The organism is uncultured Oxalicibacterium sp., from assembly GCF_913776015.1.
Classification (GTDB): Bacteria; Pseudomonadota; Gammaproteobacteria; order Burkholderiales; family Burkholderiaceae_D; genus Oxalicibacterium.
Genome location: NZ_CAJYMD010000025.1, coordinates 1 through 24,459, shown reverse-complemented (window position 1 = coordinate 24,459; position 24,459 = coordinate 1). Strand labels below are relative to the sequence as shown.

Here is a 24,459-nt window from a genome sequence, read left to right as displayed (position 1 = left end):
TTGCACGCCACACTGCCATCCTGACATGCCTTATTGATTGAATACGACCATGCAAGCCAGCAACACCATCGTCAATATTTCCGCCTATAAATTCGTCACCTTTGACGATACCGTGGAAAAACGCCCTCTCTTTCTGGAGAAATGCGTCGCACTTGGTCTCAAGGGGACGATTCTGCTGAGCCCGGAAGGCATCAACATGTTTCTGGCCGGTTCGCGCCAGGCGATTGACGGCTTCATGGACTGGCTGCATACCGACCCGCGCTTTGCCGATGTCGTCGCCAAGGAAAGTTTTTCGGATGATCAGCCGTTCAACAAGATGCTGGTCAAGCTCAAGCGCGAAATCATCACGATGAAGCATCCGCTGATCAAACCTGAACTCGGCCGCGCTCCAGCCGTGACAGCGGAAACTCTGAGGCGCTGGCTTGATCAGGGCCAGGACGATGAGGGCAAACCTGTCGTGATGATGGATACACGCAATGATTTCGAAGTCGATGTCGGCACCTTTGACGACACACTCGACTACCGCATCACCAAGTTCAGCGAATTCCCGGATGTGGTTGCCAGCCACAAGGATGAATTGCAAGGCAAGACCGTCGTGACATTCTGCACCGGTGGCATTCGCTGTGAAAAAGCCGCCATCTATATGAAAAACGTCGGCTACGACAGCGTTTATCAGCTCGAAGGGGGCATTCTCAAATACTTCGAGGAAGTCGGCGGCGCGCACTACACGGGCGACTGTTTTGTGTTCGACCACCGCACGGCACTCAACCCGCAACTCGAACCCAGTTCGGAAACGGCAACCTGCCCCAACTGCAAAAATGTCGTGACACCACGCGAACAATTGTCACCCGCATACCTTGCCGGCCAAAGCTGCCCGCACTGCCCACAACCTTGATCAGGTCCAACCAGATCCAATATCTTTCAGGCACAACATGATCACCATCAACGGCAATAGCAATTCTCCAATCCGCGTCGATAACGCCCTGCCTTTCGTGCTTTTCGGTGGCATCAACGTACTGGAATCGCGTGACTTGGCAATGAAGTCCTGCGAAGAGTATGTGCGTGTGACGCAGAAGCTTGGTATTCCCTACGTTTTCAAGGCATCGTTCGACAAGGCCAATCGCTCGTCCATCCACTCCTATCGGGGTCCCGGTCTCGAAGAAGGTCTGCGTATTTTTGAAGAGGTGAAGAAAGCCTTCGGCGTGCCTGTCATCACCGATGTACACGAACCGCATCAGGCGGCACCGGTGGCAGAAGTGGTCGATGTACTGCAATTGCCGGCTTTCCTGGCACGTCAGACCGATCTCGTCGTCGCCTTGGCCAACACCGGCCGCGTCGTCAATATCAAGAAGCCGCAATTCCTGAGTCCCTCGCAAATGGGCAATATCGTCGAGAAATTCAAGGAAGCCGGTAACGAGCAACTGATCCTGTGCGATCGCGGCAGTAACTTTGGCTACGACAACCTGGTGGTCGATATGTTGGGCTTCGGCGTCATGAAGAAGACCTGCAACAACCTGCCAGTGATTTTCGACGTCACGCATGCGCTGCAACAGCGCGATCCGGGCGGTGCCGCATCGGGCGGACGTCGTGAGCAGGTCCTGGATCTGGCACGTGCCGGCATGGGCGTTGGTCTGGCTGGCCTGTTCCTCGAAGCGCATCCCGATCCAAAGGTTGCCAAGTGCGATGGCCCCAGCGCACTCCCACTGGACAAGCTGGAACCTTTCCTCGCTCAACTCAAAAAACTGGATGATCTGGTGAAGTCGTTTGAGCCACTGCAGATCGACTGATTCTCACCGCACAAAGAAAAAGCGCGCCATCTTGTGGATAGCGCGCTTTTTTCATCGATACGAATTGGCTTAAGGCACCATATCGAATACCAGCACTTCGGCGTTTTCGCCTTTGGCGATCTCGATCAGATCGACCTCACGCAATTTCAGCGCATCACCGGATTTCAACGCCGTGCCGTTCACTTCCACGTTGCCACGAGCAATGTGCACATACACCAGACGCCCTGCAGCAATTGGCAGTGAAGCAGTTTCATCGCCGTCAAACAGACCGACGTACAGCTTCGCATCCTGATGAATTAGGACTGAACCATCCGCACCGTCCGGGCTAGCGATCAGGCGCAGCTTGCCGCGCTTTTCGGCTTCGGAAAAATTCTTTTCCTCGTAGCTGGGCGGAATCCCTGTCACGTTCGGCTGAATCCAGATTTGCAGGAAATGCGTGGTCTGGTCTTTCGAATGGTTGAACTCGGAATGCCGCACGCCGCTCCCTGCACTCATGCGCTGCACGTCACCCGGCCGAATCACGCTGCCTGTGCCCATGCTGTCCTTATGCGCCAGCTCGCCATCCAGCACATAGCTGATGATTTCCATGTCGCGGTGGCCGTGCGTACCGAAACCACCACCAGCTGCCACGCGATCTTCATTAATCACGCGCAACGGACCGAAACCCATGTGTGCCGGATCGTAGTAATCGGCAAAAGAAAAGGAATGATGAGAGTCGAGCCAGCCGTGGTTGGCGTGGCCGCGGTCTTCGCTTTTACGGAGCTGGATCATGGTGAAGTCCTTTCTGTTTCTATTTCATTGAAATTGTTTGCTGCCATGGACTCCACTATAAGCGAGCAATTCGCAGAGAATAAGGGCATAATCCTGAACAAATCATTCAAATTATTTGAATAATATTTTTTCGTATGAATTTGACGCTCGAAGCGCTGCATATTCTCGATACCATTGATCGCAAGGGTAGCTTCGCTGCCGCAGCAGTGGCACTTGATCGCGTGCCGTCGGCACTAACGTACACGGTGCGCAAGCTGGAAGACGATCTGGATGTACTGCTGTTTGATCGCCGCGGCCATCGCGCCAAGTTGACACCAGCAGGTCGGGAATTACTCAACGAAGGCCGTCACCTGCTACGCGCTGCGGGCGAGCTCGAGCAACGCGTCAAGCGCACGGCCACAGGCTGGGAAGTCGAGTTGCGCATCGTCCTCGATGCCTTGATTCCATTCGAGAAAATCCTGCCACTGATCAATGAATGCGATCTGCAAGGCTCGGGCACCCAATTACGCCTTTCCACCGAAGTGCTGTCCGGCACATGGGAAACGCTGGTTAGCGGCAACGCCGATCTTGCCATCGGGCTCGCTTACGATGGCCCCGAACTGGCGCATACCTCAGGCGGCTTCCGCAGCAAGCCACTGGGCGAAGTCGATTGGGTCTTTTCCATCGCACCACACCACCCATTGGCTGGCATCGACGAACCGCTCTCGGCAAGCATCATTCGCCAGCACCGCGCGATTGCCACCGGCGACAGTGGCCGCATGCTGCCGCGCATCACTTCCGGCCTGCTAACCGGGCAATCGACGCTCACCGTTCCCAGCGTGCGCGACAAGTTGGCCGCACAACTTGCAGGACTTGGTTGTGGCTATCTGCCGCGCCATTGGGCGCAGCCGCATCTGGACAATGGCACCTTGATCGAAAAACAAACCGAAGAACACAAACCAGACGGCGCACTGCAATATGCGTGGCGTGCCGATGCCCGCGGCAAATGCCTGAAATGGTTCGTGACCAAACTGGCCGATCCCGAAGTGCAACGCATGCTGCTGAACTGATTCATGAATCAAGCCCATTACATCGGCCGTTTTGCGCCCTCCCCCAGCGGCCCGCTGCATGCCGGCTCGCTGGTCGCCGCGCTCGCCAGCTATCTCGATGCACGCGTACACAGCGGCAAATGGCTGCTGCGCATCGAAGACATTGATGAAACCCGTACCGTGCCTGGCGCGGCGGATGCCATCCTGCACGCACTCGGCGTATTCGGCATGCATCAAGACGGCGAGATCGTCGTGCAAAGTCAGCGCAAGCCCTTGTACGAAGCCGCTGCACAAAAACTGGGCAATCTGCTCTACCCTTGCGGCTGCACACGCAAGGAAATCGCCGATTCACGACTGGGCATTGCTGCCGACGGTGCGGCCATTTATCCGGGCACCTGTCGTCACGGTCGTGCGCCCGGCAAATCGGCGCGTACCTTGCGCCTGCGGGTACCCGACCCTGATGCAGCAAACGACAGCATCAGCTTCGACGACCGCTGGCTTGGTCCGCTGACGCAGCAACTCTCCCGCGAAGTCGGGGATTTTGTTCTCAAGCGCGCCGACGGTTTCTGGGCCTACCAACTCGCCGTCGTCGTCGATGATGCCGACCAACGCGTCACGCACATCGTGCGTGGTACCGATCTGCTGGAATCGACGCAGCGCCAGATTTACCTGCAACGCCTGCTCGGCTTGCCAACGCCGGCATACATGCATGTGCCGGTTGTGCGCAACGCAGATGGCGAAAAACTTTCCAAGCAGACCGGCGCACTGCCACTAGATCTCGCCCATCCCTTGAAAGAACTGCAGCGTGCAGCCGATTTTCTGCAGCTCGATCTGCATCAGCCAGAATCTCTAGACGGATTCTGGCGCGATGCCATGCAAGCTTGGGATCACCGATTCCGTGCGCCAAACCGCCCATGACAAAACGGCACAATCAGGAAGCAATCGCGGGCAAAGCGCCATATCGTGCAGGCAACCGCATCGACATTACGCTCGGCCGACACCAACAACACACAATCTCCTACGATGATCGGCATCGCCTGAAATGCAATGACATTCCCTCTCTGCTCTTCAGTTTTGTCTGCAACATCCGATATTAAGATCAGGCATTGATAGAGCGCCTGTGCGCGGCTTGACTGGGACAGTGCCCCATATTAGGCTTGTGCGACAAAAACGGCGACATGACCCAAGAGACCAAGGCAGACAAATTGTTCCAGCAACCATTCGGCAATACCTGCACACACATGACGCACGTCATGCCGATGGCACACATGTCCGGCATGTGGTCGCTATCACAGCGATGCATGCATGTCTGATACAACACGTTCTTGCACAGGCCAACCGATGACTTGCCAGGACCATGACATGAAGCCATCCAGCAGCATTCCTCTTCTGGTCCCGCAGTTGCCTGATCGACAGGCGCTATCGCCGTATCTCGACGAAATTGACCGCAACCGCCATTACTCCAATTTCGGTCCACTCAATCAGGCGCTGGAAGCACGCCTTGCCACGCTGTTCGCAGAACATGCGTCGCACGCCGTGCAGGTAACGACAACCAGCAGTGCCACGCTGGGGCTGGAACTGACACTGCAGGCGATGGCATTGCCGGTGGGCAGCCGCATCATTGTCCCCGCCCTGACCTTCGTCGCCACGCTGACCGCCATCCTCCGCGCCGGACATGTGCCGGTAATTGCCGACATTGATCCGCACAACTGGCTACTGACACCTGAGATCGCCGAAGCCACCGCCGCACAAACCGGTGCCAATGCCGTGCTGGCCGTTGCCGCCTTCGGTCAACCGCAGGACACACGCCGCTGGAGCGAATTCAAGCGCCGTACCGGTATCGCCGTTCTCATCGATGCAGCCGGCGCATTTGGCAGCCAATGGGTAGAAGCGGCAGACATTCCGGTGATCTACAGCCTGCACGCGACCAAATCGCTGGCAGCCGGCGAAGGCGGCATGGTCGTCAGCGGCGATCCCGCAATCAATGCCACCGTGCGCCAGCTCAGCAATTTCGGCATCAATCTGGATGTCGATGCCGGTTTGCCGGTTGGTCATCTCTCTCTGGCTGGCAGCAATGCCAAGCTGTCGGAATACCACGCCGCCGTCGCCCATGCCAGCCTCGACCAATGGCCAGCCAAGGCGCAAGCTCTGCAACGTCTCTATCGCGACTACCGACAAGCCCTCAATAACGCTTGCGGTACAAATTTGCAGTGGCAAGCAGGTAAGTCGCTGGCAGCACCGACGATTTTTTGCGTGCGCATGGAAGCCGACGCACGCAACCGCCTCGAAGCGCTGTGCCAACAGCAACAGATCGCCACGCGACGCTGGTATCAACCCTTGCTGCATCAGCATGCAGAAAATGTCGGGCCGACGATCAAGACACCAGTGCCGGTCGCCGAATCAATTGCAGCGGGCCTGATCGGCCTGCCGTTTTCCCTTTGCATGACAAGTAGCGATATTCAACGTGTCACCCACGCAGCCACATCAGCAATTACTCAAGACATCAACCTTACATCTTCAGAGACTCTAGAAAAACATCATGGATAACATCGAAACCTTCATCGAAAAATTCAACGAAGCCGTGGACTTCCAAGAGCCCGTAGCCATCACCGCAGACACCAAATTGGAAAACCTGCCTGAATGGGATTCACTGGCCGCTCTGGGCGTCATCGTGATGTTTGATCTGGAATACGGCAAAACCATTACTGGCGATCATTTGCAGAACGCGTCGACCATCCGAGACCTCTACCAACTGTTAGGCTGATCGCGAAATGGCAAACTCCACGCTGAAAAATGTTCGCTTTGCAGGTATGGCGAGTTGCGTGCCTAAACGGATTGTCTCGAATCTGACTGACTGCCGACCACAGATTCGTGCAGAACGTGCGCGTCTGGTTCGCAACATCGGCATCGAGACACGTCGTATGGCACCGGATTGGCAATGCTTCTCCGATTTGGCGTTTGAAGCTACGGAAAAATTGCTGGAAAGCTTGGCATGGCAGCGTGAAGAAATCGATGCCCTGATCGTCGTCACGCAATCACCGGATTATCCGATACCAGCCACGGCAATCATTTTGCAGGATCGACTTGGGCTACCCCATACAACCATCGCATTCGACGTTAATTTGGGATGTTCTGCCTATCCTTTCGGCATTCATCTTTTGGGCTCGATGATTTCTGCTGGCGGCATCAAGAAAGGCATACTGCTGGTTGGTGATCGCAGCGCATCGCTAGATGACCCCATCTTCTCTGATGCAGGCACGGCGACAGCGCTCGAATTTGATGAGAATGCGGCACCGATGTATTTCGATCTCAATAGCGATGGGAGTGGTTATCGCGCGATTATACTGCCGGTCGGAGGGCAACGTGAACCTGTTGGTGTCCAACATCTGATTCCGCATCGCAGCGACGAAAACGATCACTGGCATCGCGGCACCGATCTCATACTTGATGGGCCTGCAGTATTAAGTTTCTCCACACAGCGCATACCGCCCGCAGTAGAGAAATTGCTGGCGTACGCCAATACCGGCAAGGAAGAAGTTGATTACTTTATCTTCCATCAGGCCAACCGAATGATCAACGAGACAATCCGAAAAAAACTCGGCCTGCCCGTCGATAAGGTGCCGTCAACGCTGCACGACTTTGGCAACAGCAGCGGTGCATCCCTGCCAATCACGATGACAGCTCGTATCAATAAGGAACTGGAATCCGGCACAAAACGTGTCGTGTTGTCCGGTTTCGGCATTGGTTTGTCCTGGGGGACGGCGCTGGTTGATATTACAAATGCCAAATTTCCGGATCTGATCGAGGCCTAAGATGCAAGAAATGGTGCATGCGTCGGTCGATGCCTTCAGCCTGCAAGGCAAACGCATCTTGGTAACAGGTGCATCCTCAGGGATCGGTCGCCAGATTGCCCTGACCTGTGCCGAATTAGGCGCGGAGCTTGTCATTACTGGACGTGACCACGTCCGCTTACGAGCCACCTTCGACTCATTAACGGGAACTGGTCACCAACTTGTTCAGGCCGATCTAGATCAACAAGAGGAGATCGAGCATCTGATAGCCGAGGCAAATACGCTCAATGGCATCGCTCATGCAGCGGGCTTTTCCAAACTGGTTCCGTTTCGCCTGATGAATCGTGCACACCTCGATAGCATGTTTTCCAGCAATACCTTTGCGCCCATGTTGCTGACAAGAGGATTACTGGCAAAGAAAAAAATCGCATCAGGCGGCTCGATTATTTTCATCGCATCGGTGGCTTCCCATATCGGACCAATGGCAAGTACGGCATATGCTGCCAGCAAAAGCGCTTTGCTCGGCATGGTGCGCAGCCTTGGGCAGGAAGTCGCCAAGCAGGGCATCCGAGCCAACTGTATTGCACCCGGTTATGTACGCACGCCATTACTCGACGGCCTGCAAGGTAGCGGCGGCAACATGGATAATCTCTTTGAGCTCACACCACTGGGCATGGGGGAGCCAGAAGATATAGCAAACACCGCCGCCTTCTTCCTCGCAGATGCCAGCCGCTGGATAACGCGCAATTATTTTGTCGTGGATGGTGGCTTAACCATACCAATGGACATTTACGCATGAGCGACGCCAGAAACGACCGCACGCGTAATCCATTCTCGCTTGAAGGCAAAACCGTATTGGTCACAGGCGCCTCTTCCGGCATTGGCCGCCAGACTGCGATTACCTGCGCTGCACGCGGAGCCCGCGTCATCCTGACGGGCCGAAATGAAGAGCGCTTGCAAGACACACTTTCACGCCTGCTAGGTGATGGTCACGTCACCGTAGTTGCTGACTTAACACAATCTACAGACCGCGATCGTCTTGCGCAGATCAGCCCGCAAGTTGACGGGCTCGTTCATTGTGCCGGCATGCAAAAACATTGCCCTATTCGTCAACTGACAGAACAGGGGATGAACGATATGTATAACGTCAATTTTCTGGCGCCTGTCATGTTGACACAGCGCCTTCTACAGAGAAGCGCCATCGCGCGCCAAGGCTCAATCATCTTCCTATTATCCACAGCAGCTCATCTCGGCACGCGTGGTGTTGGCCCCTATTCAGCGATGAAGGCAGGATTGATCGGCATCATCAAATGCCTGGCGCTTGAGCAAGTGAAGCACAAGATTCGTGTGAACGGCATTTCACCTTCAGCCGTTGCGACACCGATGTGGGGTGCAGATCAGCTTGAGGCACAAAAGGCGCGTCATCCACTGGGATTAGGGGAGTCGCAAGATGTCGCCAATGCTGCAGTGTATTTGTTATCCGATGCCAGTCGCTGGGTGACAGGCACCAGCCTTGTCATGGATGGAGGATCAATTCTATGACTTACCCCGTTTTGATCATCGGCGCAGGCGGCTGGGGACGCGAGGTTTTGGCGCAGATGCAAGGCGATCCTGCGCATGGCATCACCTGGAACATCAAGGGTTTTCTCGACAATCGCGCAGAGATCATGGATGGGTTCGCTTGTGAGGTAAAAATCGTTGGCAATCCACTGGACTACGTACCGCAAAGCGATGAACGCTTTGTCTGTGCGGTCGGTGATCCACAAGCACGCATGACCTACGCAAAGCCATTACTAGACAAGGGAGCGACATTCATCCCGTTGTTGACTGGTGCGTACATGAGTCCACGTGTTCATATTGGAAATGGTTGCCTGTTATGCCATCGTGTTCAATTAAGTCCTGATGTCTGGCTTGGCGACTTTTCCAACATCCATACCAGCTCGGTGATCGGCCATGATGTGCACATCGGCAATTACGCACAAATTGGTGCGATGACTTTTATCGGCGGTGGCGCACACATCGGTGAATTTGTCACCGTGCATCCACATGCCACCATTTTGCCAGGCATCCGAATCGGCGACGGCGCCATCGTCGGCGCAGGATCCGTTGTGATTAAAAATGTTCCTGCCGGCTCGACTGTTTTCGGCAATCCAGCCAAGCCACTTTTTCAGCAACGTTCATGAGTAAAGGCCATCACTGATGCAGTCCAGAATGCATCCAAAATACTATCTATCGCCCGAAATATTCGAACGTGAGCAGCAAAAGCTCTTTCGCAAGGCATGGCTATTTGCGGGACTGAAGACAATGCTGGTTGAGCACAATGCTTTCATCACTCGCAAAATCGCCGGCATACCCGTCGTCATACAGAATTTTCATGGTGAAATTCGTGCATTTGAGAATGTCTGTCTGCACCGCAATGCCTTGATACAAACAGAAGCTGTGGGCAAACGCCCGCTAGTGTGTGCCTACCATGCATGGCGTTACAACGCCGAGGGACAGGTCGATCACATCCCCGATTGCGATGCCATTTACGGATTCAGTGCAGAAGAAAAACAAGAATTGAAGCTCCGAGAATTCGCCTTACATTCGGTAGGCAATGTGCTGTTCATCAATCTTGATAAACATCCGTTCCCTTTCGAAGAGCAATTCTCCGTAGCCTTCATCGATTTGCTCGAAAGCAGCTCGAATAGTTATGACACCGAAGTCATGGTGACTACCTGGCACGCTAAATTCAACTGGAAACTGGCTTACGAAAATCTGCGCGACGCCAACCATCCTCGTTTCGTTCATCCGAAGAGCCTGGCAAAAACCGTCAAGTTCATACCCTCAGTTGACCAGCCTGCTTTTCAAGAATCCAACTCGCCGCTTTCCGAAACGTCACCGTCCGCACTACGACAAGAGATGCGCCGTTTTAGTTATGGCGGTGCCGATGCTCCCATCAATGACCTGCCGCACTTTGGCTGGCACGATCAAGTACAACGCTGGGGCAGTCAGGATATGTATTACAACTGGCTCGCATTTCCCAATTTACATATCGCAAGCGCCAACGGTGGATTTTCTTTTACGGTCGAGCATCACATTCCTATCGCACCTGACCATACAGATATCGAGATTTATTGGTTTACGACGCGCAAGAAGCAGCCTTACGCTTTTTCAAATCAGGTTTTGCTGGCACAAATGCATGGCAGCAAGGTAGTCGTCGGTGAAGATGTGGAAATTATGGAGCAAGTACAGGCCGCCCTGCACATGGACGCGCCGCTCCCGACTCAGGGAGCGTACGAAGCGACCAACCGTCTTGTTGAACGTTGGTATACAACATTAATGGCGAACGATCATGAAATCTAGATGGATCGTGGGCGCCGGCATTTACCTTGATCAGGTATTTCAGGCCTGGAAACAGGCTCGTCCCGACGAAGCTGTGCAAAAAATTGAAATCTGTCAGGATACCGACTACCGCTTCGATTACAGCGTTCTCGAGGGCCTAACACCGGACCAAGGCAGCATGTTCGTGGCGTTCGACGAGCGCTTTGGCAACTTTAAGCGCATGGAACTCATGCAAGCCGTGATGGCGCTGGGATTCAAGCTTGAATCATTTATTCACCCGCATGCTGTTCTCGATCCGAGTGCGGTCATTGGTATGAACGTTTTCGTCGGCGCGCTGGCCGTCATCGAGCATGGTGCCCGTATCGACTACAACACGGTTCTCCATGCCGGCGTCCATGTTGGCCCCAACAGCCGGATAAAGTCATCCTGCTGGATAGAAAGCGGCGTACGCATAGGTGCCAATGTGGAGATCGGCGCCCACTGCGTAGTACGTACAGGCGCGACCATTCACCGAGGTATCAAGATTGGAAAGAATGCGGAGTTGGGGTGGCCTCAACTCTATCGAACCGATGTGCCAAACAAGACTGTGTTCGATATTCGTTACGACGAACCCATCAGAACCTACGGCCTTTAACAGAAGAATAGAAACGGAAGAAGAATGAAAGACTACTCTCTGAAAAGTGGCGAAAGATATCACACGCTCGACCTTAATCTAGTGGGTGGCGATCATCTCTGGCGCTATCGATACGCCGCGTCACGTGTAAACGAACGGGAAGGCGCATTGTTTGGCGCAGATATTTTTTGTGGCTCGGGATACGGCGCAGCACTGGTCGCGAGAGAAACGAACGCCACGATTCTCGCCATCGATGGATCGGAAGAAGGTATTGCCATCGCCAGTCAAAAACTGCACGACCCCAATATCATCTGGGCAGCCAAACTGTTTCCATTCAATCTTCCTGACGCATCTTTCGACTTCATTATGTGTATGGAGTCGATCGAACACGTTAAAGATCATGAAACCTTTTTCTGGACACTCGCCAAATCACTGAAAAAAGGTGGGCAACTCTTCATCTCCTGCCCGAATGAAAGCGTCATGCCTTACTCGGGTTACAAATGGCATTACCGTCACTTCTTACCGGAAGAAGTCCGTTCCATGGCCGAACAATTCGGTCTCGAAGAAACGCATGCGTTCTCTACTGTGTGCTGCGGCCTCAAAGATGGAAAAGTTGCCATCTTTTATCCGCATCAGATGACGAATGACCAACCTCGCGATGTAGAGGCCGGCGATACCATGTTCTTCGAATTCAGAAAGCCATAACATGAAAATTTATGCAGCAGGCTGGGCATTGCAAAGTCCCGCGCTGAATTTCTTCAAACAATTTTTGCGACTAAACGACATTTCCATTTCCGGCATCGTCTATCCTAGAAAGGTCCCGGATGATCTCGACAACATCCCAATTCTTGACTTCGAGGCCGCAAGAAAAATAGTCGGTCAGAACGATATCGTTCTGGAATGTCATCGACCAGGGACGGCGGATGTTCGGCTCGGCGCAGAACTTAAAACGTTCTTCAACTCAATGGACATACAGACGATGAGTGTGCAAGACTTTATCGTCTCACTTATCAACAAAGATCAACAGAACGCCTTGCGTTTTCCTGTTCCAGAACTGGTATCGGAAGACATTCGAGATTTATGGCAACAAGCCCGATTCAGCCTGATTAATGACCATTTCGCCGACTTGGAGTCGTACGTTTTGGGGGAAAAGCTTGATGAGATTTTCCGTAACGCAGACTGGGATCAGATGCTGGCATTCGACAAAGACGACACACCAGACAGTGTGCTTCTTAATCTCATCAGAGATCTGTATGAATACGGCATTTGTCCGCATTTTCAGATACTTGATTCACCACGAAGTTTTCTCAATGCGCTGCTTAAGCTGAAGACGGCTTATCCAGAAGCAGATCTGCACGTTGAAATAAGCGACAAAGCTATTGATGAACTGGGAGCACACTTCGAATTTTATAGACGCAGCCTCTGCATTGGCACCGTTAAAGAACATGTCGAAAGCAAGCCAACCTATCTCTCAGGCTCTGTGGATAACATTATTCAGAAGGCAAAATCTCAGCTACAACCATGTAACGCGGTTTTCTTCATGCGGCGCTCGATTGTCGACTATCGCAAACTTCAGAATGAAGTCGGCTCGTCGTCACATCGCATTCTTTTAAGACAACCGGATACGATGCCCGCCCACCTGATTGCAGCACTTTTAACATAAATGACAGCCGATATTTCCGCAATCGTCTGCCTACCAGATCTACTTCAGACGTCCTATAACCCATCCAGAAATTTGTTCGATCTTGTACGTGAACCAATACGACAAGCATGTGCGCTCGATATCGCCTACGCGCCCGGAAATCGAAGGGTTCATGCCGCGCTGGCAGATTTTGATTTGCAGCATTTTCAATATCTGAGTAAACAGGGGAAAGACCTTTCACCCGACCACTTGTGGCAGGCGACATATCATGACCTACCTTCCGCCGCGATCGACTATCTTTTTTCTCACGTATCTGACAATACGCTACTCCTCACCTGCGACATATCGCCTTGGCTACGACAAGCATGCCAAGCACGCAAAATTCATTTTCTCGATATTCGTTATTCACCGCTACGGTTCGGACGCGATCTATATATCGCACTACGCACGTCTAACGAACTGCTCGCAGAGCGTATCGCCAACTTCGCCGTCAGTGAAGAAGAATTACGGCTGGAAGCAGCCTTTCTGGGGGCCAATGTCAGAGCACATCGCGCCCGACTGGCAGAAATGCATCGGCATCAATTCGATCTTGATGGCGCATTGATTTATATACGCCAAGAACCTCACGATATCGCGCTACTGGGAAAGGATGGCCATTTTCAGCAAGCGGAAGATCATGTTGAAAAAATGCAAATGCTTGCTGCGGGCCGCAAACTCCTGTTTACCGTCGATTATCCAATCGGCTATGCAGGCAGCACCGCACAACAGGAACGCTTAGCGCTATCAGAAAGACTTGGCTTACCTGTAGAAGCTTGTCTCCAAAGTACATATCAGATATTGAGCGCCGAGGAAGACTTAGAAGTGTGCGGCATTTCTTCCAGCATCCTCCAAGAAGCAGTTTGGTTCGACAAAAAGGCACATTGTTTCGGTAAACCGTTTACCCCGCTGATATCCAATAAGGAGTGCGATCAAGACAGTTACCTGCAAGTGCACTATCAAGAGATCCTTGCCCCAGCTTTCTGGCATCAAGTACTGCAACCGGACACACCGGCACCGCGTCTTTCCCGTCTGCCGGCGCTTGATCGTCATCATGGTCGCGAGATGTTCGAAGAATGGGGCGATTACGAGAAAGTCCTGCACTGGGAACGCTCCTTGCCATGGCATGCCTACGAACGTTCAGGTGGAATTTTGCAGCGCCGACGCGTTGATGCGCTGGAGAAAATGTTGGCGTCGAACTCCCCTCAAGCGCCTGTGCTCTCCGACACCAACAATTCCGATATGCGTTCACGAATTCGCCAACTCAAGGATTCAAAATGTGGAGAAACTGCCTATATCCTTGGCAATGCACCTTCTCTCATGACATTGGATATTAATGAATTGATGCAGCGCGAATCTTTTTGGTGCAACAAATCATTCAAATTGAAAGATCAGGGGTTCAATTACCGCCCAAAATACTATTTCCTACTGGAGCCCATTGGCTTTCAGCAATGGCAACAAGACATCATCAAGATCGAGGCCGACATTAAATTCGTAGGCACCGAACTCTATAGTTATATCGAGAAGACGCAAGCTGAATTACTGACTCAGCAGACTTTCATCGCACTGACTGAAGCCAGCCGTCGTACCGGCAATCTCATGTTTGAAGATGAGAAAAATTTTTCTTACGACCCTTCGATTTGCGTATATGACGGCTGCACTGTGCTTCTGATGGCCGTGCAAATGGCTTTCTATATGGGCTACTCAAAAGTATTGATCGGCGGTGTAGACCTTGATTATTCCCAACCCTACTTTTATGGGGAAACGAATTCGCTTCGTCGAGTTGAACATGACCCGATTACCGGTTACATGCGTCAATCCTTTTTAGTAGCAAAAAAACATTTCGAAAAGAACGGCCGGATTCTCGCCAAGATCACGTCATCGCCGCACCTTCCGCTGGATTACATGCATGATCCAGCAGTACAGCGATAACCCCATATTTTCAGGATCACAGCATGCAAACTCTAGTGGAAACGCTCCGAACGAAATTGCTGAAAGTAGCGACGGACGGTGAACCGTGCATTGAGCAGTTAACGACGCGTCCCATTTTTTTTCTGGCAACCTCCTCGGACTACGGCAAACTGTATGCGCAGAAAATCGCGCCTCATCTGCAAAATATCATTGCCGTCGTCGATGATTTCTCTTCCCAAAAGATGCTACATGGCGCACCTCGCTGGAACAGCGTGCAATTTCTTGCGCAAGCCAAACAGTATCCAGATGCAGTTGCTATCGATTTTTCATGCGGCCCCAATGCGCGAGGTTGGGTTTCACGACTATGCGATGCAGCAGGTGTGGAAAAAAGGGATTACATGCAAGCGCGCGCACAACTCGGCATGCCTGCCGTTTATGAATCGGCGATAGAACATCGCGAAAAAACGCTCGCAAACCTCGACACCTTTCTCCATCTTGCCGATCGTATGGACGATGACTTTAGCAAGGTAACGCTCTATGCCAATCTTCTGTTCCGACTGACATACGAGCGTGATCACCTGATGCAAGCCTGGTCAAATCCATCAGAAGAATATTTTTCCGTGTTTCCCGAAACAGGAACTTTCAGAGTGGGACAAAACGAACACTACTGCGATTGTGGCGCCTATCAAGGGCCGATCGTGAAGAAATTCCTGGGTGCTTCGGGCTACCGTTACCAAAGCATCACCGCGTTTGAACCAGACAAAAGCAATTTTGCCACGCTGGCCCAGATTGCTCAGCCTCTTTTACCGAATACGCGATTCATCAACAAGGGCATATCGAATCGACAGGAAACGTTACGCTTTAATGCTTTGGGCAACATGTCCAGTCGCGTAGAAGAAAATGGTTCCGTATCCATCGAAACCACACGTCTTGATGATGAACTTGAAGAAATCACATTCCTGAAAATGGATGTGGAAGGCTTTGAAAGCAAAGTCGTCGAAGGCGGTGCAAGCCTCCTTCAACGAAAACGGCCACGCATGGCGATTGCGGCCTACCACTACGCGACTGATTTATTAGAGATCATGGCGGGTCTGGATCGGATCGTCGGTGACTATCATTTCCGGCTGCGCCAGCACAATCCCAACAACTTTACCGACCTCGTCTTGTACGCCTCGCCAGTGAGCGGCGTACATCCACCAGCTTGGGCGAAATGATCATGCGGCAAGGCGACAGAACTGTTGCCCTCATCCCTCTTCGTGGCGGATCGAAGAGCATTCCCATGAAAAACATCAAGCTAATCGGTGGAAAGCCCTTGTGCGCATGGGTATTGCTATTAGCCAATACAAATAGCAGCGAGAGCTATTGTGAATTTCAACCTGTGCATGCATTCGATATATATCCCGCAATCTCACAGGCGCCCAAGAAATACATCGAGTTCGCATTCAAGGCGTCGGAGAATCAGAGGGCACTTCGTACAGTCAGTTAGCTAAATACCATGTCACAACAAACAGAAAACATATCAAGTATCCGTGGCTTACATGCCAGCCATATTTGGGACTACGAAAACGCCTACTACTGGTTTTCCCATCCGTCGCGCATCAATAAATTTCTGGCGCACTTTGATCTGTATAAGAACATCGTCGACTTACAGGGCGATATCGTCGAACTCGGAGTCTACAAGGCGACTTCGCTGATTCGCTTTGCAACATTTCGCAACGCGCTTGAAAACGACAGCACTCGCAAGATCATCGGCTTCGATGCGTTCGGCAAATTTCCCAGAGAAGATGTGGCTGGCACCGACGATCAAGCATTCATCGAATCGTTCGAAAATAATGGCGGGTATGGCCTTGCGAAAGCAGAAGTCGAAGGCCTGATGAGAAACAAGGGATTCGACAACATCGAACTGGTCGAGGGTAATATTTTCGATACGGTCGATCGCTATATGAAGCAACATCCGGCCACACGCATCGCTCTTTTGCACCTCGACATGGATGTCAAGGAACCGACTGAATTTGCACTCCGGCATCTTTATGATCGTGTTGTGCCAGGAGGATTGATCGTACTGGACGATTATGGCGCCGTTGCAGGTGCCACGGATGCTGCCGATGCCTTTGCTCACCAGCATCAGTTGTCGATATCGAAGAGTCCCTATAACAAGATACCTGCCTACTTCAAAAAACCTCTTTAACAGGCAAACAAGAAAAGGTCGTCAGGAATGACTAGCAAATTCCCTTTGGTCAGCATCGTCATGCCGGCCTATAAATTCCAGTTTATCGATAAGGCATTGGACAGCATTCTTGCGCAAACCTATCCATCGCTGGAGCTGATCATCTGTGATGATAGTGCCGACGATCAGATACAGGAATTGATCCAATCCAAGCATGCCGGAAGCAACGTCGCTATTCGTTACTCAAAGAATAATCGACGTCTCGGCGAATTGGGTAGTACGGCACAGGCCATCAAGCTGGCGCAAGGCAAATACGTCAAGTTCCTGCACGACGATGATGTACTTGTGCCCGAATGCGTCACCGAGCTGTGTGCCATCATGGAAAAAGAAAACGACATCGCCCTAGCGTCGTCAAGACGCCAGCGTATCGATGAAGATGGCGAACCGCTACCGGACATCCTGGCAACCAATTTCCCGTTTTCCGGCGATGTCATCATCAACGGTAAAGAACTGGTTTCCTTCCTCGGCGACCACACGATCAATTTCATCGGCGAGCCAAGCTGCGTCATGGTGCGACGTACCGATTTGCTGGAGATCGTCGATACCCTGATGTCGCTCAATGGCAAGGTCATTCATTGGGTGGGCGATCTGGCCCTGTATGCCAAGCTGCTGCAACGCGGCAATCTGGCGTTCTTGTCGAAACCGCTGACGAAGTTTCGCGTCTCGCAAGCACAGTACAGTCAGTCGGGTCGCGATCTGCCAGGGATTGGCGAACAAGGGCATGCTGACTTTCGACAAGCAATACGCGATCTCGGCTGGTATCGGACCACGGGCAGCAATGAATTCGTCAGCGTCGCGCCCATTACGGGCATGGCAGCACGTATCTTCAAACCAATTAATTTGCTGACTGCGTTGCGAAATGTGGCCGGCCTTGGCGGTGTATCGCTTCCCTTGTGGCTAGGCGCACGGTATCCCAAAGAAGGACAACGTGCATTGATCGATGCACATCTGACCAACCTACAGGGTGGCCCGCGCATCGGCATTCTTATCATAGATAGCACTGGTAATGCCGCCGCCGTTGAACGCACACTGCGCAATCTTGAAGATGTCAATCTCTATCGCCGCGTTGATATCGTTGTCTGCTCCGTCCAGCCATCCAGCAATCTGGAAAGTCGCGCTGTAGTTATCAAGCTCGACAACGACAAGCAGATTGCGCAGACACTCAATCAATGCATTGCCGATCTCGATGCAGACTGGATCATGCTTGCCAAGGCCGGTAGCGAATTCCTGCCTAGTGGCCTGCTATTGACGGCAATCGATCTGCCGACCATGCCCGAACAATGTGTTGCCGCTTATGCGGATGAAATCGTGCGGGTAAAAGACACCGAACTGGGCTTGCTGCTGCGCCCCGATTTCAATCTGGACTTGTTGCTGAGCTTCCCTGCCAGCATGTCGCCGCACTGGCTGTACCGTCGACAAACTCTGCTCGAACATGGCGGATTTTCTACCGACGATGGCGAAGCGTTCGAACTCGCCTACCAATTGCAACTGGTCGAACAATATGGCCTCGGTTGTGTCGGCCATATCAGCGAGCCGCTGCTGACAGCCTCCGCCATCGAACAAACGGACGACGACGCCGCGCAACGCAATGTCATCCTACGCCATCTGCACGCGCGCGGCTTTGCCGATGCCGTTCTGCACAATCCGCAGCCCGGCTGTTACGCCATTGACTACGCCCCGTCGCAACAGCCCGCGGTCAGCATCATGATTGTGGTGCGAGAGCGACTGGCACAAGTACAGCGCTGCCTGGAAACGCTGCTCGCGAATACCGACTATACGAACTATGAAATCCTGCTGATCGACCACGGCAATCAGGCAATCGATGTGCGTACCTGGCTCGACGGCATCGAATCCATGAATGCGGCACAACTGCGTGTACTGCACTTTGCCAATGATCTTTCCCATGCACGCGTATGCAACGAAGCTGCTCAACAGGCACGCGGTGATTTTCTGTTGTGGCTGGCGGACGGTGCCGGCGTATTGCACAAGGATTGGTTGCAGCAACTCGTCAATCATGGCACGCGCCCGGAAGTCGGTGCTGTCGGTGCCAAACTGCTGTCGGCCGATGGCAAGATTCATCATGCCGGCTTCATCCTCGGACTTGATGGCCCGGCCGGACGTGTCTTCGAAGGACTGGCACATGACGATGCCGGTTACATGCAGCGCCTGCAACTCGACCAGAATTACGCTGCGCTCAGCAGGGAATGCCTGCTGCTACGTCGCGAACTGTTTCTGCAAGCTGGTGGCTTCGATGAAGAGCCACTGCTGGCGCGCTGTGCCGATATCGATTTGTGCCTGAAATTGCAGCAGGCTGGCTTGCTCAATGTCTGGACGCCACGTGCGACCTTGTTGATGGATGTCTCGTCACCAACGACCGCAAGCGTCGAGGAAGAGGATGCGATGTATGCGCGCTGGCTGCCCGTCATGGCGCACGATCCTGCCTACAATCCCGGTTTTTCGCTACGCGATCCGCAAGGGTTCAAACTGGCGGAACCGCAATTTGCATGGCGTCCACTGCAGGCATTCCATCCGCTACCTACCGTACTGGCCTATAACGCCGATATCTATGGCTGCGGCCACTATCGTGTGATCCAGCCGACCTTGGCGATGACCGAAGCCGGCCTGATCGATGGGACAGTCTCGGGCAATCTGCTGTCGCCATCCGAACTGGCACGCTTCGCACCCGATATCGTTATCCTGCAACGACCGATCACCGACGATCGCATCGCTGCCATGCACCGCATGCACGCTTTCTCGCAGGCGTTCAAGGTTTACGAACTTGACGACTACCTGCCCAACCTGCCGATGAAGAGTGCGCATCGTCAGGATTTTTCGCGCGACATCATGCGACAGTTGCGCCAGGGCTTTAACCTGACCGACCGCTTCGTCGTTTCGACGCAAGCGCTCAAGGAAGCGTTCGATGGCATGCATCCGGATATCCGGGTCATCGAAAATCGATTGCAGCCTGTCTGGTGGAAAGATCTGCAAGGGCTACGACGCATATCGGCAAAGCCGCGTGTCGGCTGGGCCGGGGGCGCAGGACATGCCGGCGATCTCGAACTGATCGCCGATGTCGTTCGGGAACTGGCGAACGAAGTCGAATGGATTTTCTTCGGCATGTGCCCCGATAAATTGCGTCCCTACATCCACGAATTTCATCCGGGCGTTTCCATTCATCGCTATCCGCAGGCATTGGCAAAGCTGAATCTCGATCTGGCGTTGGCACCGGTCGAAGACAATCTGTTCAACCAGTGCAAGAGCAATCTGCGTCTGCTCGAATACGGTGTACTCGGCTTCCCGGTCATCTGCAGCGATGTGCGTTGCTATCAGGAGGATGATCTGCCCGTCACGCGCGTCAAAAATCGTTACATCGACTGGGTCAATGCGATTCGCATACATTTGTCCGATCTCGATGCCACGGCAGCAATGGGCGATGCACTGCAGAAAAAGGTCCGCGAGGAATGGATGCTGGAAGGCGACAACCTTCTTGCATGGCGCAAGGCCTGGCTGCCGGATTAAGTCGTATCGGCGGAGATACGATTCATCCTTCTGCACATCGCATCGACAGGCGACGTCTGCAACAGCAAGCCGACCTCATGTCGGCCATCCTCACATCCTGTTTCGCACGAGATTCAGGCAAGTCAGGGCAACAAAAAAGGCGCTTACCGCGCCTTTTTATTTTGCATTGTTCCCCTACGCTCAACGCTTGGGGCCACCGCCGAGGAGCGCTGCCACGCGATGCTTGGCAGGCTTGATCGCCCCCTTGCTCTCGACAGGCTTGACCGATTCCACTGCCGTGTTCGACGGTTCATAGGGTTGCGAGAAGAACGGATCGATCTTTTCCTTGCGCGGCGCGGCGTACGCACCACGACTTCCCGGCACATAGGCATTGCCATGGCTGCCGGCAGTACGGTCATTGCTGCGTGCAGGACGGCTACCTTCGTCACGGCGCAGCGGACGGTCGCTACGGCGTTCCCCACGCACCTGCAAGCCTTCCAGTGCCAGCGGCGTGAATTTCTGTTTGGTCAGTTTTTCGATATCGACCAGCAGGCGGTCGTCCTTGGCACTGAACAGCGAGATCGCGTCGCCCTTGGCACCGGCACGGCCGGTACGACCGATGCGATGCACATAGTCTTCGGCGTTATACGGCAGATCGTAATTGATCACGCACGGCAGTTCGGCGATGTCCAAACCACGTGCGGCCACATCCGTCGCCACCAGCACTTCTACTTCGCCACTCTTGAACTGCTCGAGTGCCTGCATGCGTTCGCCCTGGCTTTTGTCACCGTGAATGGCCGATGCTTTCACACCTTCGGCCACGAGCTGGCGCGCCAGACGCGAAGCGCCAAGCTTGGTATTGGAAAACACGATGACCTGCTTGAGCGCGCGTTCACGGATGATGTGCGACACGGCATCGCGCTTGGCTTCTTCCTCGACCTTGTAGATCAATTGCGTGACGTTGTCATTGGTAGCATTGCTGCGCGCGACTTCGATCGTTACCGGGTCCTTGAGGAAGCTACCAGCCAATTTCTTGATTTCGGGCGAGAAGGTCGCCGAGAACATCAGGTTCTGGCGCTGCTTGGGCAGCAGATTGATGATACGTTGCAGATCCGGCAGGAAGCCCATGTCGAGCATGCGATCGGCTTCGTCCATGACGAGAATTTGCGTCTGTGACAAGTTGACCGATTTCTGCTGCACGTGATCGAGCAGGCGGCCCGGTGTGGCAATCACGATTTCGATACCGCCGCGCAGGGCAATCTTTTGCGGGCCGATATCGACACCGCCGAACACCACGGTCGAACGCAATGCTGTATGACGGCAATAGGCTTTCACGTTGTCGGCAACCTGATCGGCCAGCTCACGCGTCGGTGTCAGGATCAGTGCACGCACGGGATGGCGCGCCGGCGACATGCTGGTATTGGCATGGGCCATCAGCAACTGGATGATCGGCAGCGAAAAGCCTGCGGTCTTGCCGGTACCCGTTTGTGCCGCACCCATCACGTCGCGCCCTTTCAGCACAATCGGAATCGCCTGCGCCTGAATTGGTGTCGGATGCACATAGCCCTGATCGCCGAGCGCCCGCAAAATCTCGGGAGCCAGACCGAAATCCTCGAAGCGAACGGGAGCGGAAGCGGCGTCGGGTGTAGCGACGGGCGAAGCGGACTGAATGTCAGACATGGTATGCAGCAGGCCTGCTGAGTGAAGCGTCGCGATCGGTGCGATCGTGCGATGAATCGGAAAGACCTGACTCTTTCGATAATGGAAATGACTCGACAAAGACCGGAGTCAAGGCGATCGGATCGGGTAGCTCTCATGGCACCCACGCCCGCCCTGCCGTCTCCGGCGGAAAGCGCCCATTATACGCCTGACGAAAGAAAGACGTGATTTATCAACGACTTGAATGCATCAATGATGCAAAAATACCGTCCTTGCCCGGCCATCCGACAAGTCAGCGCCTGTCCACTCGGCATCGATGATGGATTTGGCAATACGCAAGGTCTTGGTACGCGCATCGTCAGGGCTGGCTTCGGTGCGGCTGACCATGCCTTCTCGCGAGAAGGCGCCATCTTCGCTCCAGAAACCGAAATGTCCGCGCCAGCGGGCGGCCAGATCGTCCGCAGACTGCCGCTCTACCGTCACCATCAGTTTGAAACCCTTGTATTCGATTGGCATTGCCACGCTTTGCTCCTGCAAAATAATCATCGACCGCTATGGCACTTAGTTACGGCGATCGTTCAGCGCGGCACAGTATAAAAGTGCCAAAGCCATACGCAAACACAGGCGTTTTTATCGTTTGATAAGCGCTGCTTATGAAAACCCATTCGACTTCGCAAATACAGGCACTTCACGACTATCGAAAATAAAAAAGCCCATCCTCTCGGATGGGCTTCGATTGGCTTGTGCCAGCGTCACGGCAAGACTGGTTGCCTTTGCCGTGCGGATACCGATTACTTCTTCAGGTTGTCCTTGACGCTTTCCTTGACATCGCCATAGGCTTTCTCGGTTTTACCCTCGACCTGCTTGGCCATGCCTTTGGCTTGCTGTTCCTTGCTGCCGATCATTTCACCGACTTTTTCCTGTGCCTTGCCGGCGATATCCTTGGCAGTACCTTTGACCTGTTCCTTGTTCATGAGAAATCTCCTTGAAAAGTGACGGCGTCCTACGCCGGATGAGCAGAAACACTCCACTCCTGCGCTGCAGTATTGATCGATCCAGCGCATCCATCCGTACGCTAAGCCACACTAGAAGCCACTCTTGCATTTCGATGCATTCAGGAAACAATCTTTCCAATGGCCTAAGCGCATGTCAGTCTCCACCAAGAGGAATAAAAAAAAGGGGGTTCACCTGCGTGACTGTACGCACAGACAACGCGCCAAAAGACTTGCTATCGTGAAACCGTTGCCTGCATTCCGGAGCATTCATGAGCGACATGGTCGTAGCAAGGAAGGAAGGTCTGTACTGTGTACCCGGCGATTTCTATATCGACCCGTGGCGCCCGGTGCCGCGTGCCATCATCACGCACGCCCATGCCGACCATGCACGGACCGGTCACACGCACTACCTCGCTGCCGCGGCGGGAGCCGGTGTATTGCGCGCACGCCTCGGCGACATCACGCTGCAAACGCTTGCCTATGGAGAAACCATCACGCACAACGGCGTGACGCTTTCCCTGCATCCGGCCGGTCATGTACTCGGTTCTTCACAAGTGCGCATGGCGCATCGCGGCGAAGTCTGGGTCGCATCCGGCGATTACAAGGTCGAGCCCGACGGCACCTGCGCACCGTTCGAAGCCGTGCGTTGCGATACCTTCATCACCGAATCCACCTTCGGCTTACCCATCTATCGCTGGCAGCCGCAAGCGATGATCTTCGACGATATCAACCAATGGTGGCGACGCAACGCCGACCAGGGCCGCTGCAGCGTGCTGTTCTGCTATTCGTTCGGCAAGGCGCAACGCATCCTGCACGGCATTGACAACAGCGTCGGCCCCATCGTTTGCCACGGTGCAGTCGAACCCTTGAATCGCGCATACCGTGAAGCGGGCATCCATTTGCCGGAGACGCTCGCCGTCGGCGAGGTAAAGGACAAGGCGCTCTACAAGCGTGCGCTCGTGCTGGCACCGCCGTCGGCTGGCGGCTCGCCTTGGATCAGGCGCTTCGGCGATATCAGCGACGCCTTCGCCAGTGGCTGGATGCAATTGCGCGGCGCACGGCGACGGCGTGGCGTTGATCGCGGCTTCGTGTTGTCCGACCATGCAGACTGGCCGGGCCTGATGCAGGCGACCTTCGATCGTTCTGGGATCAGGCTCCAATCCTCTCCTTTCTTCCT

24 protein-coding genes are annotated in these 24,459 nt (G+C 53.7%); 20 read left to right on the top strand and 4 right to left on the bottom strand.

Going from position 1 to position 24,459, the window contains the following annotated elements:
- Nucleotides 1-49: 49 nt before the first annotated feature.
- Together QZ725_RS03695 and kdsA are read left to right on the top strand one after the other, a co-directional pair.
- Nucleotides 50-895, top strand: coding sequence for a sulfurtransferase (locus tag QZ725_RS03695; protein WP_293776337.1), 846 nt, complete (start codon nt 50-52; stop codon nt 893-895).
- 37 nt (nt 896-932) lie between these two features.
- A complete protein-coding gene (gene kdsA, locus QZ725_RS03690) occupies nt 933-1,787 on the top strand; it encodes a 3-deoxy-8-phosphooctulonate synthase (RefSeq protein WP_293776335.1) in 855 nt (284 codons plus the stop codon).
- A gap of 69 nt (nt 1,788-1,856) precedes the next feature.
- Here the strand turns inward: kdsA and QZ725_RS03685 are convergent, their stop codons facing one another.
- Entirely contained in the window at nt 1,857-2,558 is a 702-nt protein-coding gene (locus QZ725_RS03685; RefSeq protein WP_293776334.1) for a pirin family protein, read from the bottom strand.
- 134 nt (nt 2,559-2,692) lie between these two features.
- On the opposite strand from QZ725_RS03685, the gene QZ725_RS03680 reads away from it, so the two are divergent.
- The 17 genes from QZ725_RS03680 to QZ725_RS03605 all read left to right on the top strand — a co-directional run bounded on the left by QZ725_RS03680 (nt 2,693) and on the right by QZ725_RS03605 (nt 20,649).
- Nucleotides 2,693-3,607, top strand: a complete 915-nt coding sequence (locus tag QZ725_RS03680) for a LysR family transcriptional regulator (RefSeq protein ID WP_293776332.1) — start codon at nt 2,693-2,695, stop codon at nt 3,605-3,607.
- 3 nt (nt 3,608-3,610) lie between these two features.
- Nucleotides 3,611-4,504, top strand: coding sequence for a tRNA glutamyl-Q(34) synthetase GluQRS (gluQRS, locus tag QZ725_RS03675; protein WP_293776331.1), 894 nt, complete (start codon nt 3,611-3,613; stop codon nt 4,502-4,504).
- 444 nt (nt 4,505-4,948) lie between these two features.
- Nucleotides 4,949-6,133, top strand: coding sequence for a DegT/DnrJ/EryC1/StrS family aminotransferase (locus tag QZ725_RS03670; protein WP_293776330.1), 1,185 nt, complete (start codon nt 4,949-4,951; stop codon nt 6,131-6,133).
- Entirely contained in the window at nt 6,126-6,350 is a 225-nt protein-coding gene (locus QZ725_RS03665; RefSeq protein ID WP_293776328.1) for an acyl carrier protein, read from the top strand. The genes QZ725_RS03670 and QZ725_RS03665 overlap by 8 nt, the downstream gene beginning before the upstream one ends.
- A gap of 157 nt (nt 6,351-6,507) precedes the next feature.
- Nucleotides 6,508-7,398 (top strand): ketoacyl-ACP synthase III, encoded by an 891-nt coding sequence (locus tag QZ725_RS03660; protein WP_293776327.1) that lies wholly within the window; start codon nt 6,508-6,510, stop codon nt 7,396-7,398.
- 1 nt (nt 7,399) lies between these two features.
- On the top strand, nt 7,400-8,176 hold the full coding sequence (locus QZ725_RS03655; protein WP_293776325.1) for an SDR family oxidoreductase: 777 nt from the start codon (nt 7,400-7,402) through the stop codon (nt 8,174-8,176).
- Nucleotides 8,173-8,919: an SDR family oxidoreductase gene (locus QZ725_RS03650; protein ID WP_293776324.1), complete on the top strand. Its 747-nt coding sequence runs from the start codon at nt 8,173-8,175 to the stop codon at nt 8,917-8,919. Before QZ725_RS03655 ends, QZ725_RS03650 begins: the two co-directional genes overlap by 4 nt.
- Nucleotides 8,916-9,560: an acetyltransferase gene (locus QZ725_RS03645; protein WP_293776322.1), complete on the top strand. Its 645-nt coding sequence runs from the start codon at nt 8,916-8,918 to the stop codon at nt 9,558-9,560. The genes QZ725_RS03650 and QZ725_RS03645 overlap by 4 nt, the downstream gene beginning before the upstream one ends.
- 16 nt (nt 9,561-9,576) lie before the next feature.
- Nucleotides 9,577-10,722 (top strand): Rieske 2Fe-2S domain-containing protein, encoded by a 1,146-nt coding sequence (locus QZ725_RS03640; protein ID WP_293776320.1) that lies wholly within the window; start codon nt 9,577-9,579, stop codon nt 10,720-10,722.
- On the top strand, nt 10,712-11,335 hold the full coding sequence (locus QZ725_RS03635) for a DapH/DapD/GlmU-related protein (protein ID WP_293776319.1): 624 nt from the start codon (nt 10,712-10,714) through the stop codon (nt 11,333-11,335). Before QZ725_RS03640 ends, QZ725_RS03635 begins: the two co-directional genes overlap by 11 nt.
- A gap of 24 nt (nt 11,336-11,359) precedes the next feature.
- Nucleotides 11,360-12,019 carry a methyltransferase domain-containing protein gene (locus QZ725_RS03630; RefSeq protein ID WP_293776318.1) on the top strand — a complete coding sequence of 220 codons (660 nt, stop codon included), beginning with the start codon at nt 11,360-11,362 and terminating at the stop codon, nt 12,017-12,019.
- A gap of 1 nt (nt 12,020) precedes the next feature.
- Nucleotides 12,021-12,977: a hypothetical protein gene (locus QZ725_RS03625; protein ID WP_293776317.1), complete on the top strand. Its 957-nt coding sequence runs from the start codon at nt 12,021-12,023 to the stop codon at nt 12,975-12,977.
- The gene (locus tag QZ725_RS03620; protein WP_293776316.1) at nt 12,978-14,924 is read left to right on the top strand and encodes a hypothetical protein; all 1,947 of its coding nucleotides are present in this window, start codon (nt 12,978-12,980) and stop codon (nt 14,922-14,924) included.
- A 23-nt stretch (nt 14,925-14,947) separates the two neighbouring features.
- Entirely contained in the window at nt 14,948-16,117 is a 1,170-nt protein-coding gene (locus tag QZ725_RS03615) for an FkbM family methyltransferase (RefSeq protein ID WP_293776315.1), read from the top strand.
- A complete protein-coding gene (locus QZ725_RS14965) occupies nt 16,114-16,389 on the top strand; it encodes a hypothetical protein (RefSeq protein ID WP_366773631.1) in 276 nt (91 codons plus the stop codon). The genes QZ725_RS03615 and QZ725_RS14965 overlap by 4 nt, the downstream gene beginning before the upstream one ends.
- Nucleotides 16,390-16,398: 9 nt before the next feature.
- Nucleotides 16,399-17,091 (top strand): TylF/MycF/NovP-related O-methyltransferase, encoded by a 693-nt coding sequence (locus tag QZ725_RS03610; RefSeq protein WP_293776313.1) that lies wholly within the window; start codon nt 16,399-16,401, stop codon nt 17,089-17,091.
- Nucleotides 17,092-17,118: 27 nt separating this feature from the next.
- On the top strand, nt 17,119-20,649 hold the full coding sequence (locus QZ725_RS03605; RefSeq protein ID WP_293776312.1) for a glycosyltransferase: 3,531 nt from the start codon (nt 17,119-17,121) through the stop codon (nt 20,647-20,649).
- A 180-nt stretch (nt 20,650-20,829) separates the two neighbouring features.
- Here QZ725_RS03605 and QZ725_RS03600 read toward each other — a convergent pair whose 3' ends face one another.
- From QZ725_RS03600 to QZ725_RS03590, 3 genes are all read right to left on the bottom strand, one after another.
- Nucleotides 20,830-22,308 carry a DEAD/DEAH box helicase gene (locus QZ725_RS03600; protein WP_293776310.1) on the bottom strand — a complete coding sequence of 493 codons (1,479 nt, stop codon included), beginning with the start codon at nt 22,306-22,308 and terminating at the stop codon, nt 20,830-20,832.
- Nucleotides 22,309-22,536: 228 nt separating this feature from the next.
- The gene (locus QZ725_RS03595; RefSeq protein WP_293776308.1) at nt 22,537-22,809 is read right to left on the bottom strand and encodes a hypothetical protein; all 273 of its coding nucleotides are present in this window, start codon (nt 22,807-22,809) and stop codon (nt 22,537-22,539) included.
- A 269-nt stretch (nt 22,810-23,078) separates the two neighbouring features.
- On the bottom strand, nt 23,079-23,261 hold the full coding sequence (locus QZ725_RS03590; protein ID WP_293776307.1) for a CsbD family protein: 183 nt from the start codon (nt 23,259-23,261) through the stop codon (nt 23,079-23,081).
- A gap of 290 nt (nt 23,262-23,551) precedes the next feature.
- On the opposite strand from QZ725_RS03590, the gene QZ725_RS03585 reads away from it, so the two are divergent.
- A partial coding sequence (locus tag QZ725_RS03585; protein ID WP_293776305.1) for a ligase-associated DNA damage response exonuclease occupies nt 23,552-24,459 on the top strand: 908 nt, incomplete at its 3' end.

Bases quoted from the DNA above. Each gene is read 5' to 3' on its own strand.
- QZ725_RS03650 (WP_293776324.1), top strand. From the start codon at position 8,173: ATGAGCGACGCCAGAAACGACCGCACGCGTAATCCATTCTCGCTTGAA.
- kdsA (WP_293776335.1), top strand. From the start codon at position 933: ATGATCACCATCAACGGCAATAGCAATTCTCCAATCCGCGTCGATAAC.
- QZ725_RS03660 (WP_293776327.1), top strand. From the start codon at position 6,508: ATGGCACCGGATTGGCAATGCTTCTCCGATTTGGCGTTTGAAGCTACG.
- QZ725_RS03630 (WP_293776318.1), top strand. From the start codon at position 11,360: ATGAAAGACTACTCTCTGAAAAGTGGCGAAAGATATCACACGCTCGAC.
- QZ725_RS03640 (WP_293776320.1), top strand. From the start codon at position 9,577: ATGCAGTCCAGAATGCATCCAAAATACTATCTATCGCCCGAAATATTC.
- QZ725_RS03635 (WP_293776319.1), top strand. From the start codon at position 10,712: ATGAAATCTAGATGGATCGTGGGCGCCGGCATTTACCTTGATCAGGTA.
- QZ725_RS03680 (WP_293776332.1), top strand. From the start codon at position 2,693: ATGAATTTGACGCTCGAAGCGCTGCATATTCTCGATACCATTGATCGC.
- QZ725_RS14965 (WP_366773631.1), top strand. From the start codon at position 16,114: ATGATCATGCGGCAAGGCGACAGAACTGTTGCCCTCATCCCTCTTCGT.
- QZ725_RS03685 (WP_293776334.1), bottom strand. From the start codon at position 2,558: ATGATCCAGCTCCGTAAAAGCGAAGACCGCGGCCACGCCAACCACGGC.
- QZ725_RS03605 (WP_293776312.1), top strand. From the start codon at position 17,119: ATGACTAGCAAATTCCCTTTGGTCAGCATCGTCATGCCGGCCTATAAA.
- QZ725_RS03655 (WP_293776325.1), top strand. From the start codon at position 7,400: ATGCAAGAAATGGTGCATGCGTCGGTCGATGCCTTCAGCCTGCAAGGC.
- QZ725_RS03645 (WP_293776322.1), top strand. From the start codon at position 8,916: ATGACTTACCCCGTTTTGATCATCGGCGCAGGCGGCTGGGGACGCGAG.
- QZ725_RS03625 (WP_293776317.1), top strand. From the start codon at position 12,021: ATGAAAATTTATGCAGCAGGCTGGGCATTGCAAAGTCCCGCGCTGAAT.
- QZ725_RS03600 (WP_293776310.1), bottom strand. From the start codon at position 22,308: ATGTCTGACATTCAGTCCGCTTCGCCCGTCGCTACACCCGACGCCGCT.
- QZ725_RS03615 (WP_293776315.1), top strand. From the start codon at position 14,948: ATGCAAACTCTAGTGGAAACGCTCCGAACGAAATTGCTGAAAGTAGCG.
- QZ725_RS03695 (WP_293776337.1), top strand. From the start codon at position 50: ATGCAAGCCAGCAACACCATCGTCAATATTTCCGCCTATAAATTCGTC.
- QZ725_RS03665 (WP_293776328.1), top strand. From the start codon at position 6,126: ATGGATAACATCGAAACCTTCATCGAAAAATTCAACGAAGCCGTGGAC.
- QZ725_RS03670 (WP_293776330.1), top strand. From the start codon at position 4,949: ATGAAGCCATCCAGCAGCATTCCTCTTCTGGTCCCGCAGTTGCCTGAT.
- QZ725_RS03590 (WP_293776307.1), bottom strand. From the start codon at position 23,261: ATGAACAAGGAACAGGTCAAAGGTACTGCCAAGGATATCGCCGGCAAG.
- gluQRS (WP_293776331.1), top strand. From the start codon at position 3,611: ATGAATCAAGCCCATTACATCGGCCGTTTTGCGCCCTCCCCCAGCGGC.
- QZ725_RS03610 (WP_293776313.1), top strand. From the start codon at position 16,399: ATGTCACAACAAACAGAAAACATATCAAGTATCCGTGGCTTACATGCC.
- QZ725_RS03620 (WP_293776316.1), top strand. From the start codon at position 12,978: ATGACAGCCGATATTTCCGCAATCGTCTGCCTACCAGATCTACTTCAG.